The following is a 15,434-nucleotide window of genomic DNA, read 5'->3' as shown; positions in this document are numbered from 1 at the left end:
CTTATGGCAAAAGACAGCAAACAGCGACATCTGAAATTAAGTGGCCTGGAACCTTTGGTCATCACCCCTGAGAGTAATTTCATCAACGTAGGGGAGCGTACCAATGTTGCGGGTTCCAAACGGTTTTTAAGGCTCATTAAAGAAGAAAAATTTGATGAGGCCCTAGATATTGCCCGCGATCAAGTCGAGGGTGGTGCCCAGATCCTTGATGTGAACATGGATGATGGCTTGATAGATGGTAAAAAAGCCATGGTCAAGTTTTTGAACTTGATCGTATCCGAACCCGATATTGCCCGAGTGCCCATTATGATCGATAGTTCCAAATGGGAAATCATCGAAGCTGGATTGCAAGTGGTGCAGGGTAAATGTGTGGTGAATTCCATCAGTCTCAAAGAAGGAGAAGAAGAATTTATCCGACATGCCAAATTGATCAAGCGATATGGTGCCGCAGTTATTGTTATGGCCTTTGATGAAGTTGGCCAAGCCGATAATTTGGAACGTAGGATTGAAATTGCCAAGCGATCTTACGATGTGCTGGTCAACAAGGTAAAATTCCCTCCAGAGGATATTATTTTCGACCTGAATATTTTTCCGGTCGCCACAGGAATGGAGGAGCACAGGCGCAACGCTATCGATTTTATAGAGGCAACCCGTTGGGTTAAGGAAAACCTTCCCTATTGCAGTGTTAGTGGGGGAGTAAGCAATGTGTCGTTCTCGTTTAGGGGGAATAATCCTGTACGGGAGGCTATAAATTCAGCCTTTTTGTTCCATGCCATTAAAGCTGGGATGAACATTGGGATTGTAAATCCTACCATGTTGGAGGTCTATGATGATATACCCAAAGACCTGCTCGAACATGTAGAAGATGTACTATTGGATAGGCGAGACGATGCTACCGAACGCCTATTGGAATTTGCTGAAACCGTTGTGGGGACCACAAAGGAAAGCAAAGTGGACCTTTCGTGGAGAGAAGAGCCATTACAAGACCGTATTACCCGTGCCTTGGTCAAAGGAATAGACCAATATATTATTGAAGATGTGGAAGAGGCCCGCCAACAGGCTGCCAAACCTTTACATGTTATAGAAGGCAACTTAATGACCGGGATGAATGTGGTAGGTGACCTTTTTGGAAGCGGAAAAATGTTCTTGCCGCAAGTGGTGAAATCTGCTAGGGTGATGAAGAAGGCCGTAGCATATTTGACCCCGTATATTGAAGCATCCAAAGACAAAAATGCAAAGGCGGCCGGAAAAATACTGATGGCCACTGTTAAGGGCGATGTGCACGATATTGGAAAAAATATAGTAAGCGTAGTGCTTGCCTGCAACAATTATGAAATTGTGGATCTTGGTGTGATGGTTCCTCCCGAAAAAATCATCAACAAAGCCAAGGAAGAACAAGTGGATATTATTGGTTTGAGCGGATTGATTACCCCATCTTTGGACGAAATGGTGTTCTTGGCCAAGGAGATGGAGCGTCAAAACTTTGATGTTCCACTTCTGATTGGCGGTGCTACCACGAGCAAAGCCCATACAGCAGTGAAGATTGACCCTCAATACAGTCAGGCTGTAGTGCACGTAAACGATGCATCGAGAGCGGTAACGGTAGTGGGGGATTTGCTTCAGGATGAGACTTCTTCGGGTTATAAAAAATCCATCAAACTGGATTATGAAAGCTTCAGGGACAAGTTTTTGAAACGTGGCAAGCAGAAGGAATACCTGACTTTGGAACAAGCGAGGAAAAACAAGCTTCAAATCAAGTGGGAGCCTTTCGATATTAAAAAACCAAACCAGTTGGGCATTCAAGTTTGGGAAGATTTTGATTTGACCAAATTGGAAGAATACATTGATTGGTCTCCGTTCTTCCGAAGTTGGGACTTGCACGGTAAATATCCCGATATTTTGACCGATGAAGTTGTTGGTGAACAGGCCAAAGAGCTCTTTAAAGATGCCAAAGAGCTTTTGAACCAAGTGTTGGATGAAAAACTATTGAAGGCCAAGGCTATCTTCGGGTTGTTTCCTGCCAATCAAATCAACGAAGATGATATAGAAGTAGAAAAGGAAGAAGAAACCTTCATTTTTAGAACCCTTCGCCAACAATTGAAGAAACGTGAAGGAGTTCCCAATATCGCATTGGCTGATTTTATCGCCCCCAAGGATTCAGGAATTCAAGATTACATAGGTTGTTTTTGCGTGAGTGCAGGTTTTGGTACCCAAGAATTGGCCGCTCAGTTTGAAAAAAATCACGATGATTACAATTCCATTATGATCAAAGCTTTGGCGGATAGATTTGCAGAGGCTTTTGCAGAATATCTTCACAAAGAAGTCCGGACCAAATATTGGGGCTATGCAGTAGATGAAAATTTGGACAATACGGAGCTGATCAAAGAAAAATATCGAGGTATCCGACCCGCACCCGGTTACCCTGCCTGTCCCGACCACTTAGAGAAACTCACTATTTGGGAGATGATGGATGTGGAAGGAAAAATAGGTGTAAAACTGACCGATAGTCTGGCCATGTGGCCCGCTGCAAGTGTTAGTGGGTATTATTTTGGACATCCACAGGCCAAATATTTTGGATTGGGAAAAATAAAGCAAGACCAAGTTCAGGATTTTGCGGAGCGAAAAAATATGAAACTGGAGGAAGCCCAAAAATGGCTGGCTCCCAACATAGTTGACGAATAACCAATGAAAATTACCGATCACATAAAAAAGGCGAATGGCAAAACCCTTTTCAGTTTTGAGATTGTGCCACCCGTAAAAGGAAAAAGCATTCAAGAGCTCTACAAAAATATTGACCCTTTGATGGAGTTCAAGCCCCCTTTTATTGATGTGACCACCTCTAGGGAAGAATACATTTATAAGGAGAAAGATGGTCTGTTGGATAAAAAACTTACGCGTACACGTCCTGGAACTTTGGGCATTTGTGCCTCATTAAAGCATAAATACAATGTGGATACCGTTCCTCATGTGCTATGCGGAGGTTTTACCAAAGAGGAAACCGAATACCTATTGGTGGACTGTCAGTATTTGGAGATAGAAAATGTAATGGCACTCCGTGGTGATGCCAGAAAAGAGGAAAAATATTTTACCCCCACAGAAGGCGGTCACCAGTATGCCACGGAATTGGTAAAACAAATTCAGGATATTAACGAGGGTAAGTACCTGCACGATACCATCGAATCAAGCGATTTGAACAGTTTTTGTATCGGGGTGGCAGGCTATCCCGAAAAACACATGGAAGCACCTTCCCTTCAATCTGATTTAAAACGCTTGAAGGAAAAAGTGGATTTGGGAGCGGATTATGTGGTGACCCAGATGTTTTTTGACAATCAAAAGTTTTTTGCCTTTGTTAAGGCTGCACGTGAAATGGGCATTGATGTTCCGATTATTCCGGGAATCAAGCCAATAGCCGTTAAACGTCACTTGCAATTATTGCCCCATGTTTTCAGTATAGATCTGCCACAAGATTTGATTGATGCCGTTGAAGCTTGCAATAACAATAAAGAAGTGCGTCAAGTTGGGGTGGAATGGGCCATTCAGCAGTCCAAAGAATTGAGGGAAGCAGGTGTGCCTGTATTACATTATTACTCCATGGGAAAATCGGATAATGTGAAAGCCATTGCCAAGGAGCTTTTTTAAAAGTTGATGTTAAGTGTGCATGGCAGCGGAACAATCCAATCTGTAAAATGAAGGTTTGTTTTTTTCTTAGTTTTCTTTTCTTATGACCATAGGAGTTTTTTTATTTTCCTACTTTAGCGCCCCATGAGGTGCCTACTTAGCCTATTCGTATTTTTGACTTCATTTTTTGGGTTGTGCCAAACGGATGATGCCCCAAAGGATTTTGTATTGGATGCGAACCAATTCTATGGTTCCATTCTTCTGCACAATCCGGATATTTCACATTTGATCACTAATCACCCGGGAGGGGTAATTTTGGGTGTCAGTAGAAAAACTTACGGGCACAAGGAGTGGGAGGCAGATTTTGGGTATCCAGATACGGGTTACACATTTGTCTATCAAAACACCAACAATCCAACTCTTGGGGAACATTTTGGGGTGTATGGGCACTATAATTTCTATTTCTTTAAAAGAAACGTTCAGTTACGAGTGGCGCAAGGATTGGCATACACTAACAATCCTTATGACAAGGATGAAAATTTTAGGAACAATGCCTACGGAAGCCATATTTTGAGCAGTACTTTATTAATGCTGAATTATCATAAGGAAAATCTTTTTGCGGGATTGGGTGTCAATGCTGGACTTTCGTTCATTCATTATTCCAACGCAAATTTTAAGGCACCCAATACATCGACCAATACATTCGCCATAAATTTTGGATTGATCTATAATCTTGATGAGGAAACCAATTATGAATACCTAGTACCGGAGCCGAAAGGGATAATAACAGAGCCTGTCCGTTATAACTTGGTACTTCGCGGCGGGGCCAACGAAAGTGATGTAATCAATATGGGGCGTTACGGCTTTGCGACTATATCTGCTTACGCCGATAAACGTTTGGGCAAACGAAACGCTGTTCAATTGGGAACGGATATTTTCTTTTCTAACTTTATAAAGGAGTTGATCAGGTATCAGTCTATTGCATTCCCAGAATTGGATGTTGATGCGGATACCGATTATAAAAGAGTGGGACTTTTTCTTGGTCATGAACTCTTCGTAAACAAAATGAGTGTTGTGGCCCAATTGGGATACTATGTATATTACCCTTTTGATTTTGAAGGAAGGATGTACAACAGAATTGGGATGAAACGGTATTTTGGTGATAAGGTCTTTGGTGCCATCACATTAAAATCACATGGGGCCAAAGCAGAAGCGATCGAATTTGGAATAGGAATCAGGTTATGAAAATGTGGAAGTACAAAATTCAAAATGCAAAGAGTCCCCTTGAGGGCGCTTTAGGAGTGTTTTTGATGCTGGTTTCTTTTTTATTTGCCTCTTGCAACGGTGATAATGTACCCGATTGTTTTCAAAACGCAGGTGATTTGGTACGCCATACGGTAGATGTTCCTGAATTTAGCACCATTACTGTTTTTGAAAACCTAAATGTGGTATTGAAACAGGGCGAGGAACATAAGGTGGAGATAGAAACGGGGGAATATCTTATAAATGATGTTTTCGCGGAGGTAGAGGATGGTCGCCTTGTCCTTCGAAACGAGAACAGTTGCAACTATGTGCGCGATTATGGATTGACCACCGTTTATGTTACATCGCCAAACATTACAGAAGTTCGCAGTAGCACAGGACTTTTAGTTTCCAGTGATGGGGTGTTGAGCTACCCAAGCCTAAATTTGGTTGCAGAAAGCTATTCGAATCCTGAAAGCGAAACTACGGATGGTTCTTTTGATTTGAATTTGAATTCGACTACGGTAAGAATTGTGGTGAATGGGATAGCTTATTTTAAGCTTAGGGGAAATACAGAAAATTTTAATGTTACTGTGGCCGCAGGGGATTCCAGAATTGAGGCAGAGGGCTTAATCGCTGATAGGATTGGTATTAGCCACAGGGGCTCCAACGATGTCTATGTTAATCCTCAGCTACGGATAGGCGGTACAATTCGAGGGACAGGTGATGTGATAAGTGTTAACCGTCCACCGGAAGTAGAAGTGGAAGAGCTCTACAATGGGAAGTTGATTTTCCAAGATTGATGTAGCTTCAAACAATAATGTTAGTTTTCAGCAACTTAAATATTTCTCTTTATTTTCTATATTCAAACCGAATCTTTGGGAAACCTTTTTGCACATATTAAAAATCTGTTTTCAACATTTCCAAAAATTAAATCACTGGAAGGGCTTCAAAGGTTGGATAAAGCTGATGTACTTTTTCATAATCTTGTGGCAGAGAAAAAAGTACCAGGTTTGGCCGTTACCATTCTGGATAATGGTGAGCAGGTACTTCAAAAAGGATATGGATTTACCGATTTGGAAAAGAGGGATAAGGTAGATCCTAAACGTACGGTTTTCCGTATCGCGAGTATTTCTAAATGCATCACTGGATTGGCCTTGGGCAAAATGGTGGAGGATGGGATTGTGGATTTGGATGAATCTTTTTACACCTACGTGCCTTATTACCCCAAAAAGAAATACGATTTTACGTTGCGGCAATTGGCAAGTCACACCGCCGGCATTAGGGGATACAAGGGCAAAGAGTTTGCTTTGAACCAAGCTTATTCCATCAAAGACAGTATAGCAGTTTTTAAAAATGACCCTTTGCTTTTTGAGCCCGGAAGTGACTATCTCTACAACAGTTTCGATTTTGTATTGCTGTCCTTGGTCATGCAAGAAGCGAGTGGGGTACCTTTTCAAGATTATGTGAAGGAAAATATTTTGATGCCCTTGGGATTGAAACATACCTTTTCTCCGAACGAAATGGATATCGATTCGGGTGTAGTCGAGAACAAAACCCAATTCTATACTAAACGGGCAATCTGCTTTACTGAAGCCGCTGAGGTGAACAATGCTTATAAATTGGCTGGAGGCGGGTATTTGTCCACCTGTGAGGATATTGCTAAACTGGGACAGGCTATTTTAGATCGCCAGTTGCTCCAAAAAGAGACATATAATCAGTTATTGACCTCTCAAGTGGTAAATGGAAAACCTGCCTACTACGGCCTCGGGTTTCAAGTGAGTCAAGATGCAAAGGGAAGGCCGTTTTTTGGCCATGTGGGAAACAGTGTTGGTGCATACACCAATCTTTTTGTGTATCCCAGAGAGCAAAAAGTAATTTCAATATTGATCAATTGTACCGATCCAAAGGTGCAAAAAGAATTGGACCTAGCCATTGATGCTGTTTTCGAAATCCGAGCTTAGACTTTACTTGCCAATGCCTCTTCAATCTCCAATGCATACTTTTTGCATAAGTCAAAAGTATCCGTTACATCTTTCATAGTTGTTCTTGGGTTGATGAGACACATCCGAAGTACAATTTGTCCATTCAAAATGGTGGTGACCAACAACGCTTTGCGTGATTCCACTACTTTTTCAGAAATGTACTGGTTGATTTTATCCAATTCTTTCTCTGAATAATTTTTGTTTATGGGGTTATACCTAAAGTTGATAACGGCCAATGTCGCTGGGAAAACCACTTCCCAACTTTTACTGCCACGGAGCATGGTTTCCACCTCTTCCGCCAAATCAATATTATAGGTAATGGCATCGCGGAACTCTTTTAATCCAAAAGTTTTTAGGGACATATAGAATTTAAGGGCCCTGAACCTACGGGTCAATTGGATGCCATGGTCATAAAAATTGATTTCAGAAGTATTACCTTCAATATCCCTTAAATATTCAGGTTTTTCGGTGAAGGTATGGCTAAGATTTTTGTGGTTTCGCACCAAAAGACAACCCATTTCATAAGGCTGGAAGAACCATTTGTGTGGGTCCACGGTCAAAGAATCGGCTTTTTCAATGCCCTTCATGGCCTGTTTGCCTTTTTGTGATAAAATGGCGGCTCCGCCATAAGCACCATCAATATGGAACCAGATATCTTCTTTCTTGCAAATTTTCCCTAATTCCACCAATGGGTCAACCGTTCCAGTGTTGGTGGTTCCCGCAGTTGCTATCAAACAAAAGGGGTAAAGACCTTCCAACCTATCTTTGGCAATACAGTTCTTCAATTTGTTTACGGAGAACTTGAGTTCGTTGTCGGTAGGAATAATTCTAATTTGTTCTTTTTTGAAGCCCAATACCCGAATTGCCTTTATGTTGGATGAGTGTGCTTGATCGGAAAGATAGATAACCGCTTTGGAGAAATCATCACCACATTTTATTCTTCGAGCTGTAACCACCGCGGTAAGGTTGGCCATAGAACCTCCGCTAGTGAAAATACCGCCTCCCTTTTTCTTTGGAAAACCAAAAATCTTCAATAACCATTGAATGGTAACAATTTCCAGTTCAGCTGCAGCAGGACTGGCGGCCCATCCTCCAGAGAAGATGTTGTAGCCCGTTGCCAGCGTATCGGCCATAACGCTTACATAATTACTTGGGCCGGGAACAAAAGAAAAAGACCTTGGGTGCGCCATATTGGCACTATTGGTCATTACTTTTTCCAGGACAAAATTAAGCACCTGAGATGGGTCGGAACCTTTTTCGGGAGCCTCTTCGAGGAACAAAGAATCCATTTCTTCACGTGAGCCAAGGGCTACGGGCAATTTTTGATCTTGTGTAGCGTGATGTTCCACAATGGCATCCACGATCTGATAGCCATAGTTTTTCATTTCTTCTTTGGAAAGTTCCAATCTGGCGTTGTTCTTCTTCATAGGTCCGTTTTCTTCTGAACCGCAAAAGTACCATATTTTCAACGGTTTTTCGACAATTTCAAACCTTGGTCAAATCAAGCAGAACCGGAAAGGGTTAAGAAGTAAGTTCGGTAAACAAGCTCTCCAAATTTTTGTTCTTTCTGCTAAGCTGAAGCGTTTTTAATTTATTGTCGTGGGCAAAATCGAACACTACGGGTCGCATATCTTTTGAAGTGTTGAAGGCAATTTCATAAACAAAACCACCCGTATTTTTCACTTTGGAAACATTCGGCATTTGCTGTAGCAATTGTTCTTCCACGCGATAATCAAACTCCACTTCAATAATCTGTTCCTTGGCTTCACGGAGTTCTTCTAATTTTTTATCGGCCACCAGTTCCCCTTTGTTGATTATGATTACGCGGTCGCAAACGGCTTCCACCTCTTTCATAATATGTGTGGAAAGTAAAATGGTTTTCTCTTTGCCGATTTCCCGGATCAGTTTTCGGATCTCGATTAATTGGTTGGGGTCGAGTCCTGTGGTGGGTTCATCCAAGATCAAAACTTCGGGATCGTGAAGCAACGCAGCAGCAAGCCCAACTCGCTGACGGTATCCTTTGGATAGCTGTCCGATTTTTTTGTGGGCCTCGGGAGACAATCCCGTTTGTTCAATAACATTATTTATTTTGGATTTGTCCACCTTGTAGACATCCGCATTAAAGGCCAAATACTCTTTTACATACATTTCCAAGTACAGCGGATTGTGTTCTGGCAGGTACCCAATACTTTTTTGAACGTTTTTTTCAGCCTCCAACACATCAAAACCATTTACAGCTGCTTTACCATTGTCCGCTTTATAAAAAGTGGTCAAAATTCGCATCATGGTAGATTTGCCGGCACCGTTTGGGCCTAAAAAACCTACAACTTCTCCTTTGTTGATGGTGAAGGAAACATTGTTCAACGCTTTTTGGGAACCAAATGTTTTAGTAATGTTCTGTACAGTGATGGACATTTATTGGGCTATGTTTTGTAGTTTATTTTGGATTTCTCTCAGAGAATCTATATTACAATCATTCAGATGATGTTTAAATGTATTCCCTTCATATTCCATAAGCAATTGCGAACCTTCAGAATATTTTCCAGGAACGGAAATACTCGAAAAGATTTCCACAACAAAACTAAGGATAGTAATCAACCAATTGGTTCTTCTTTCTTTTATTTCAAATGTTTCAATCTTATCAAGTATAAATGATGAGCTTGACAGAACCTTGCTTTTATCAACTATTTTAATGGAATTATCGGACAAATCAATTTCAAATTTTGGCTTTTCTCTTAAAGTATACGTTCCATTTTTCATTGTGAAGGCTTAGAGTCAAATCAAAAATACACTTTTAGTTGTTTTAATCCTTGGGTTTCAGAAACTAGGATATATGGTTATGAATCGTTATGAAATAATCGTAAGAATAGGAATTCGTAAAAAAGCATCATTTCTGTAACATAATGTGCAGTGAAAATCTATTTTTTGAAAAAAATCAAAAAAAATTTGGGAATGTCTGTGTGTTTCAAATTGAATACCTAAATTAGCCGACAATTAACAACGAGATGACAAACACGTATTTCTGGAACCGTTTTTATTTTTACTTCTTTTTTCAAAGAGGAACGGGACTATTGTAGATACGTTTGAAGTATAACCAATTTATAAAGTCCCGATACAATCGGGGCTTTTTTTTTGCAATGGAATTAATAAAAGTCGCCATACAAGGAATAAAGGGATCCAACCACCATCAGGTTGCCACGGATTTTTTTGGAGATGATATTGAGTTGCTAGAGTGCAACTCTTTTGATGCAGTCGTGGACAATTTGTTGATCGGTACCGCCGATAAAGGTATAATGGCGATTGAAAACTCCATCGCCGGTTCCATTATACCCAATTACAACTTGGTCTACCACAACAACATTCATGTAATCGGGGAGCATTATCTGAACATCCACCATAATCTAATGGTGATGAAGGGGAAATCTTTTGATGACATCCAAGAAGTACATTCGCACCCCATGGCATTGTTGCAGTGCAAGGAATTTTTTAAGGCACATCCCCAGATCAAACTGGTGGAAAGTGTGGATACAGCGGAAACGGCCAAAAGAATCAAAGATGAAAACTTGGAACACATCGCGGCAATAGCCCCCAAAATGGCTGCCGATCTGTATGATTTGGAAATAATTGCGGACAACATACAGACCATTGTGAACAATTCCACGCGGTTCATCATTCTTAAAAAGCAAAACAAAGTACTTCCAGAAGAGGAAATCAACAAGGCATCGTTGCGATTTATAACCGATCACAAAAGGGGCAGTTTGGCAACCGTATTGAACGTGATGAGTGATTGCAATATGAACATGACCAAAATACAATCCTTGCCCGTGATCGAGACCCCATGGAAGTATGCCTTTTTTGTGGATGTAACCTTTGATAAATATGAGCACTTTGCCAAGACCAAGTCTTTGATGCAGATCATGGCCGAAGATTTCAAGGTTTTGGGGGAATATAAAAATGCATTGTTGTAATGGTAACAGCAGATAGGCTAAATAGCGTACAGGAATACTACTTCTCCAAAAAATTAAGAGAGGTAAGGGGGTTGATTGCCCAAGGCAAACCCATTATAAATATGGGGATTGGTAGTCCGGATTTGGCACCTTCACCACAGGTATTGGAAACCCTTCGGGATTCCATTATCGAGGCGGGGGCGCATCAATACCAAAGCTACCAAGGATTGCCACAGTTAAGGGAGGCCATTGCCGATTTCTATCAGCAAAAGTTTGCTGTATCAGTAGATCCTAGCACCGAAATTTTGCCTTTGATGGGTTCCAAAGAAGGAATTATGCACATTAGTATGGCCTTTTTAAATGAGGGAGATGAGGTGCTGTTGCCCAATCCCGGATATCCTACCTATGCATCGGTCACCAATTTGGTGGGCGGAAAAGCGGTCAATTACGATTTGAAAGCAGAAAATGTCTGGTTCCCAGATTTGGACGGATTGTCCAAGAAGGATTTATCCAAAGTAAAGTTGATGTGGGTCAGCTATCCGCACATGCCCACGGGTGCTACTGCAACTAAGGAACAACTGGAGTCATTGGTCAATTTTGCAAGAGCCAACGGTATTCTTTTGGTGAACGACAACCCGTACAGTTTTGTATTGTCCAGCAATCCAACCAGTATTTTATCCATAGCTGGAGCAAAAGATTGCACCTTGGAGCTGAACAGTTTGAGCAAGACATTTAATATGGCAGGTTGGCGTGTTGGGATGGTGCTCGGTGGTTCAGAACATATCAACGCCATACTCAAAGTTAAGAGCAATATGGATTCCGGAATGTTCTACGGCATTCAAAAAGGAGCGATTGCTGCATTGCAAAGTGGCCCCGAATGGTTCGAGGAATTGGATGAGGTATACACCAAAAGACGAGAACTGATGTTTCAATTGGCGGACAAATTGGGATGTACCTATGATAAAAATGCCGTGGGTATGTTTGTTTGGTGCAAGTTGCCGAATGGTGCTTTGTCATCAGAAAAATTTATAGACAAAGTATTGTACGATAAAGATATTTTTGTTGCCCCGGGAACCATATTTGGGAGCAATGGCGAAGGCTATATTCGTTTTTCACTTTGCGTGAGCGAAGAAAAAATCAAAGAAGCCATAGAAAGATTTTAGATTATGAAAGTAGTAATCATAGGAGTTGGGTTGATTGGGGGTTCTTTTGCCAAAGATGTAAAAAAGCTTCATCCCGAAGCGGAAATTATTGGTGTGGACAAAAGCGAAGCCCACTTGGATGAGGCACTCCAACTTCAAATTATAGATAAAAAAGGAGATTACACTGATCTGGAAACGGCCGATATGGTCTACGTGGGTATCCCAGTGAATGTTCTAGTCACCGAATTGCCCAAAATTCTGGATGCATCAGGAGATGAAACTGTGGTAATGGATGCAGGTTCCACCAAACGTTTGATCTGCGAGCAGGTTGAAGATCATCCCAAACGAAGGAATTTTATGGCCTGCCACCCCATTGCGGGTACCGAATTTTCAGGTCCGGCAGCGGCATTCGAAGGTTTGTATACCGGCAAGACCATGATTATTTGCGAAGTGGAAAAAACAGCCTTCAAGCTTCAGGAAAAAGCGTTGACCATTTTTCAAGATATAGGTATGCGGATTCGGTACATGAACCCCGAAGCTCATGACAAGCACATCGCCTACGTATCCCATTTATCACACATTAGCTCTTTTATGTTGGGAAAGACGGTTATTGAGAAAGAAAAAAATGAGCGTGATATTTTTGACATGGCAGGGAGTGGTTTTGAAAGCACTGTTCGCTTGGCAAAAAGTTCACCCGATATGTGGACGCCGATTTTTGAGCAGAACAAGGACAACGTTGTCGAGACACTCGAAGAGTATATCGATAATCTAACAAGGTTCAAACAACTGATCTTGGACAACGATTTCGAAAATGTCCACCAAGAAATGAGTAATACCAATAAAATAAAACAAATACTAAAAGGAATACCACTTACTAAAAAATAGAGCGTATTATGGAAAACAAAAAGGAAATGAGGAAATGGTTGGATGACATGAATTTGGGTCATCCCCTGGTAATTGCAGGTCCATGTAGTGCCGAAACCGAAGATCAGGTGCTTAAGATAGCACATGAGCTTAAAGATACAGACGTGAATTATTACCGTGCTGGAATCTGGAAACCAAGAACTCGTCCTGGAAATTTTGAGGGAGTTGGAGCCATTGGATTGAAGTGGTTGCAAAAAGTTAAGGAAGAAACCGGTTTAAAAACCGCTACCGAGGTAGCCAATAGGGCACATGTGGATTTGGCATTGGAATATGATGTGGATCTATTGTGGATAGGAGCGCGTTCCACCGTAAGCCCTTTCATTATCCAAGAAATTGCCGATGCTTTGGAAGGAACCGATAAAATTGTTTTGGTGAAAAATCCCGTGAATCCCGATTTATCCCTTTGGTTGGGCGCCGTGGAGCGTTTGCACTCCGCCAATATTGAAAAATTGGGCGTGATCCACAGAGGATTCTCCACCTATGAAAAAACGAAGTACAGAAACATTCCAGAATGGCAATTGGCCATTGAGTTACAAACAAAGTTTCCTGATTTGCCTATCATAAACGATCCTAGCCACATTACCGGTAAGCGCGATATGATCTTTGATGTATCGCAAACCGCATTGGATCTGAACTTTGATGGTTTGATGATCGAAACACATTATGATCCGGACAATGCTTGGAGTGATGCTGCACAGCAAGTAACCCCAAAAACATTGGTTCAGATTATGAAGGATCTTCGAATTAGAAAGGAAACCGATGAAGAAGCTGAGTACAATAGCAAGTTGACCAACCTTAGGGCACAAATTGATGTGTTGGACAATCAATTGATTGATTTGCTAGGTAAAAGAATGAAGGTTTCCGATGGTATCGGCGAGCTGAAAAAGCAAAAGAATGTTGCCGTACTTCAAAGCAATCGTTGGAACGCCATTTTGGGCAATATGATCTTGGAAGGTGAACAACGCGGATTGAGTGAGGAATTTGTTTTGAAGATGTTCAAGGCAATTCACCAGGAATCCATCAACCACCAAGAAAAAATCATCAACGCATAGGCTGATTTTTAATCAGTTAGTTTAGAAAACTATTTGTAGCTTCGATAAATTTTGGGGTTGCAAATAGTTTTTTTGTTTCAAACTGTAACAATTCCACAAAAGCATCATCTTTCAGGAGTAAACTACCTCGGGGCAAGCCTGTCTGCCGACAAAGGCAGGCCCACGAGACATTTATAAGAAAGGAAGTTTTCATTTCGAGGCAAGCCTCGGAGCAACTTGCCTGACGGCAGTCAGGTTTAAATATCGATTATCGAGTAAAAACACGCTATCATGAAAAAAATGTACACACTTAGTCTTCTTTTACTTCCCTTGGTCATGTTCTCGCAACGAATCATTGATAAGGAAGTTGGTGAATTCAACAAAATCAAGGTTTTTGACTTGATCGAAGTCAACTTGATCCAATCCGATGAGAACAAAATCATGATCAAAGGTTGGAACGTTGATGACATTAAATGGACCAACAAAAATGGAACCTTGAAACTCAGAATGCAGTTGGACAAAAAATTTCAGGGAGAGGACACCATGATCGAAGTCTACTATACCAATTTGGATGTAATCGATGGTAACGAAGGGGCCCAGATTACGTGCAACGAAATGGTACAGAAAAGCAAAATTGAACTGCGGGCTCAAGAAGGGGCAACCATTCGTATTGGAATGGATGTGGATTATGCCGACATACGAGCGGTGACGGGAGGTATTGTTCAAGCCTCTGGCTTGGCAAAAAACCAAACGGTTGTACTCAACACTGGCGGTATTTTTGAAGGTAGAGAACTACGGACCAGCACCACTGATGTAAAGATTTCGGCTGGTGGCGAAGCCGATGTATTTGCTTCTGAAATGGTCGACATCAATGTAAAGGCCGGTGGTGATGTTTACGTATACGGGAATCCGCAAACAGTCCATAAAAAAACATTTGTTGGTGGAAGGGTTTACATTAAGGATTAATGAAACTTGTTGCCAACAAAAAGCCCTCCGATTTTGGAGGGCTTTTTTTCTTTTCGGCAATCGCCCATATTTATTTTTTAAAGATGTAACGGGTTATAAAAATACCTTGTCCGTCTCCTTTTCCACCTTCACTTTCCACACCACTTACTACAAAGGCCAGCTCCCATCCATTGGAAACCATATCGTTTATCATGGAAGTGATAAGGGCATCGTTGGCCGCAATGTTCTGAAAACGGATACCACCTATATTGTAGAAGTTCAATAGCTTGGTTTCCTCAAAATTCTTTACGCGGATTTCGTTTCTTTTGGATTTGTTACGGGTATTGTCATCCTCGGTTTGGACACTTGTAAACTCTTTGTAATCCTTATCTTCCAAGGCGTTTATAATCCTAGACCGTCCCAAACCGTTGGGTACTATGGATTCAACGCTGGTAACTACGTGGTACTGTTGAGCGCTCATGGTAAAAGTTGCTGCAAATAGTACCACTGCAGCCAAAATGATTTTTTTCATAATTAAAATGTTAATGATTGTTAAAACTCTTAACAAAGATATACGACGAAAAAGCAGGAATATTGTTT

General features: G+C 41.3%; 14 protein-coding genes. 10 read left to right on the top strand and 4 right to left on the bottom strand.

The features are described from left to right. Window positions 1–3 precede the first annotated feature (3 nt). The 5 genes from metH to GO009_RS05595 all read left to right on the top strand — a co-directional run bounded on the left by metH (window position 4) and on the right by GO009_RS05595 (window position 6,824). Window positions 4–2,682 (top strand): methionine synthase, encoded by a 2,679-nt coding sequence (metH, locus tag GO009_RS05615; protein ID WP_163625239.1) that lies wholly within the window; start codon window positions 4–6, stop codon window positions 2,680–2,682. Between the two features lie 3 nt (window positions 2,683–2,685). Next, window positions 2,686–3,639 (top strand): methylenetetrahydrofolate reductase [NAD(P)H], encoded by a 954-nt coding sequence (metF, locus tag GO009_RS05610; protein WP_163625238.1) that lies wholly within the window; start codon window positions 2,686–2,688, stop codon window positions 3,637–3,639. Window positions 3,640–3,762: 123 nt separating this feature from the next. Beyond that, window positions 3,763–4,863, top strand: coding sequence for an acyloxyacyl hydrolase (locus GO009_RS05605; RefSeq protein WP_163625237.1), 1,101 nt, complete (start codon window positions 3,763–3,765; stop codon window positions 4,861–4,863). Between the two features lie 2 nt (window positions 4,864–4,865). Next, on the top strand, window positions 4,866–5,663 hold the full coding sequence (locus GO009_RS05600) for a head GIN domain-containing protein (RefSeq protein WP_239057395.1): 798 nt from the start codon (window positions 4,866–4,868) through the stop codon (window positions 5,661–5,663). A 75-nt stretch (window positions 5,664–5,738) separates the two neighbouring features. Beyond that, a complete protein-coding gene (locus tag GO009_RS05595) occupies window positions 5,739–6,824 on the top strand; it encodes a serine hydrolase (protein WP_163625235.1) in 1,086 nt (361 codons plus the stop codon). On the opposite strand, the gene GO009_RS05590 is transcribed toward GO009_RS05595, so the two are convergent. From GO009_RS05590 to GO009_RS05580, 3 genes are all read right to left on the bottom strand, one after another. Next, on the bottom strand, window positions 6,821–8,272 hold the full coding sequence (locus GO009_RS05590) for an aminotransferase class V-fold PLP-dependent enzyme (RefSeq protein WP_163625234.1): 1,452 nt from the start codon (window positions 8,270–8,272) through the stop codon (window positions 6,821–6,823). The two genes, GO009_RS05595 and GO009_RS05590, sit on opposite strands and share 4 nt — an antisense overlap. A gap of 94 nt (window positions 8,273–8,366) precedes the next feature. After that, window positions 8,367–9,260 carry a gliding motility-associated ABC transporter ATP-binding subunit GldA gene (gene gldA, locus GO009_RS05585; RefSeq protein ID WP_163625233.1) on the bottom strand — a complete coding sequence of 298 codons (894 nt, stop codon included), beginning with the start codon at window positions 9,258–9,260 and terminating at the stop codon, window positions 8,367–8,369. Further along, a complete protein-coding gene (locus GO009_RS05580) occupies window positions 9,261–9,605 on the bottom strand; it encodes a hypothetical protein (protein WP_163625232.1) in 345 nt (114 codons plus the stop codon). A 377-nt stretch (window positions 9,606–9,982) separates the two neighbouring features. Here GO009_RS05580 and GO009_RS05575 point away from each other — a divergent pair, with 377 nt between their 5' ends. The 5 genes from GO009_RS05575 (at window position 9,983) to GO009_RS05555 (ending at window position 14,855) form a co-directional block, all read left to right on the top strand. Beyond that, complete coding sequence (locus GO009_RS05575) at window positions 9,983–10,813, top strand: prephenate dehydratase (protein WP_163625231.1); 831 nt, start codon at window positions 9,983–9,985, stop codon at window positions 10,811–10,813. Further along, window positions 10,813–11,955, top strand: coding sequence for a pyridoxal phosphate-dependent aminotransferase (locus GO009_RS05570; protein ID WP_163625230.1), 1,143 nt, complete (start codon window positions 10,813–10,815; stop codon window positions 11,953–11,955). The genes GO009_RS05575 and GO009_RS05570 overlap by 1 nt, the downstream gene beginning before the upstream one ends. Before the next feature lie 3 nt (window positions 11,956–11,958). Beyond that, window positions 11,959–12,819 (top strand): prephenate dehydrogenase, encoded by an 861-nt coding sequence (locus tag GO009_RS05565; protein WP_163625229.1) that lies wholly within the window; start codon window positions 11,959–11,961, stop codon window positions 12,817–12,819. Window positions 12,820–12,827: 8 nt separating this feature from the next. After that, window positions 12,828–13,910, top strand: a complete 1,083-nt coding sequence (locus GO009_RS05560; protein WP_163625228.1) for a bifunctional 3-deoxy-7-phosphoheptulonate synthase/chorismate mutase type II — start codon at window positions 12,828–12,830, stop codon at window positions 13,908–13,910. A gap of 270 nt (window positions 13,911–14,180) precedes the next feature. Then, entirely contained in the window at window positions 14,181–14,855 is a 675-nt protein-coding gene (locus tag GO009_RS05555) for a head GIN domain-containing protein (RefSeq protein WP_163625227.1), read from the top strand. A gap of 70 nt (window positions 14,856–14,925) precedes the next feature. Here the strand turns inward: GO009_RS05555 and GO009_RS05550 are convergent, their stop codons facing one another. Next, window positions 14,926–15,366: a hypothetical protein gene (locus GO009_RS05550; protein WP_163625226.1), complete on the bottom strand. Its 441-nt coding sequence runs from the start codon at window positions 15,364–15,366 to the stop codon at window positions 14,926–14,928. Window positions 15,367–15,434: the final 68 nt, after the last annotated feature.

This window comes from Allomuricauda sp. TY007 (genome assembly GCF_010468565.1).
In the GTDB taxonomy this organism is placed as follows: Bacteria; Bacteroidota; Bacteroidia; order Flavobacteriales; family Flavobacteriaceae; genus Flagellimonas.
The sequence above is the reverse complement of the archived record's forward strand: the minus strand, read 5'-3'. Positions and strand labels throughout refer to the sequence as shown.

What these genes read in the sequence shown, in the direction of transcription:
- gldA (WP_163625233.1), bottom strand. Translation starts at nt 9,260, where the DNA reads ATGTCCATCACTGTACAGAACATTACTAAAACATTTGGTTCCCAAAAA.
- GO009_RS05605 (WP_163625237.1), top strand. Translation starts at nt 3,763, where the DNA reads ATGAGGTGCCTACTTAGCCTATTCGTATTTTTGACTTCATTTTTTGGG.
- GO009_RS05550 (WP_163625226.1), bottom strand. Translation starts at nt 15,366, where the DNA reads ATGAAAAAAATCATTTTGGCTGCAGTGGTACTATTTGCAGCAACTTTT.
- GO009_RS05580 (WP_163625232.1), bottom strand. Translation starts at nt 9,605, where the DNA reads ATGAAAAATGGAACGTATACTTTAAGAGAAAAGCCAAAATTTGAAATT.
- metF (WP_163625238.1), top strand. Translation starts at nt 2,686, where the DNA reads ATGAAAATTACCGATCACATAAAAAAGGCGAATGGCAAAACCCTTTTC.
- GO009_RS05560 (WP_163625228.1), top strand. Translation starts at nt 12,828, where the DNA reads ATGGAAAACAAAAAGGAAATGAGGAAATGGTTGGATGACATGAATTTG.
- GO009_RS05555 (WP_163625227.1), top strand. Translation starts at nt 14,181, where the DNA reads ATGAAAAAAATGTACACACTTAGTCTTCTTTTACTTCCCTTGGTCATG.
- GO009_RS05565 (WP_163625229.1), top strand. Translation starts at nt 11,959, where the DNA reads ATGAAAGTAGTAATCATAGGAGTTGGGTTGATTGGGGGTTCTTTTGCC.
- GO009_RS05600 (WP_239057395.1), top strand. Translation starts at nt 4,866, where the DNA reads ATGTGGAAGTACAAAATTCAAAATGCAAAGAGTCCCCTTGAGGGCGCT.
- GO009_RS05570 (WP_163625230.1), top strand. Translation starts at nt 10,813, where the DNA reads ATGGTAACAGCAGATAGGCTAAATAGCGTACAGGAATACTACTTCTCC.
- GO009_RS05575 (WP_163625231.1), top strand. Translation starts at nt 9,983, where the DNA reads ATGGAATTAATAAAAGTCGCCATACAAGGAATAAAGGGATCCAACCAC.
- GO009_RS05590 (WP_163625234.1), bottom strand. Translation starts at nt 8,272, where the DNA reads ATGAAGAAGAACAACGCCAGATTGGAACTTTCCAAAGAAGAAATGAAA.
- metH (WP_163625239.1), top strand. Translation starts at nt 4, where the DNA reads ATGGCAAAAGACAGCAAACAGCGACATCTGAAATTAAGTGGCCTGGAA.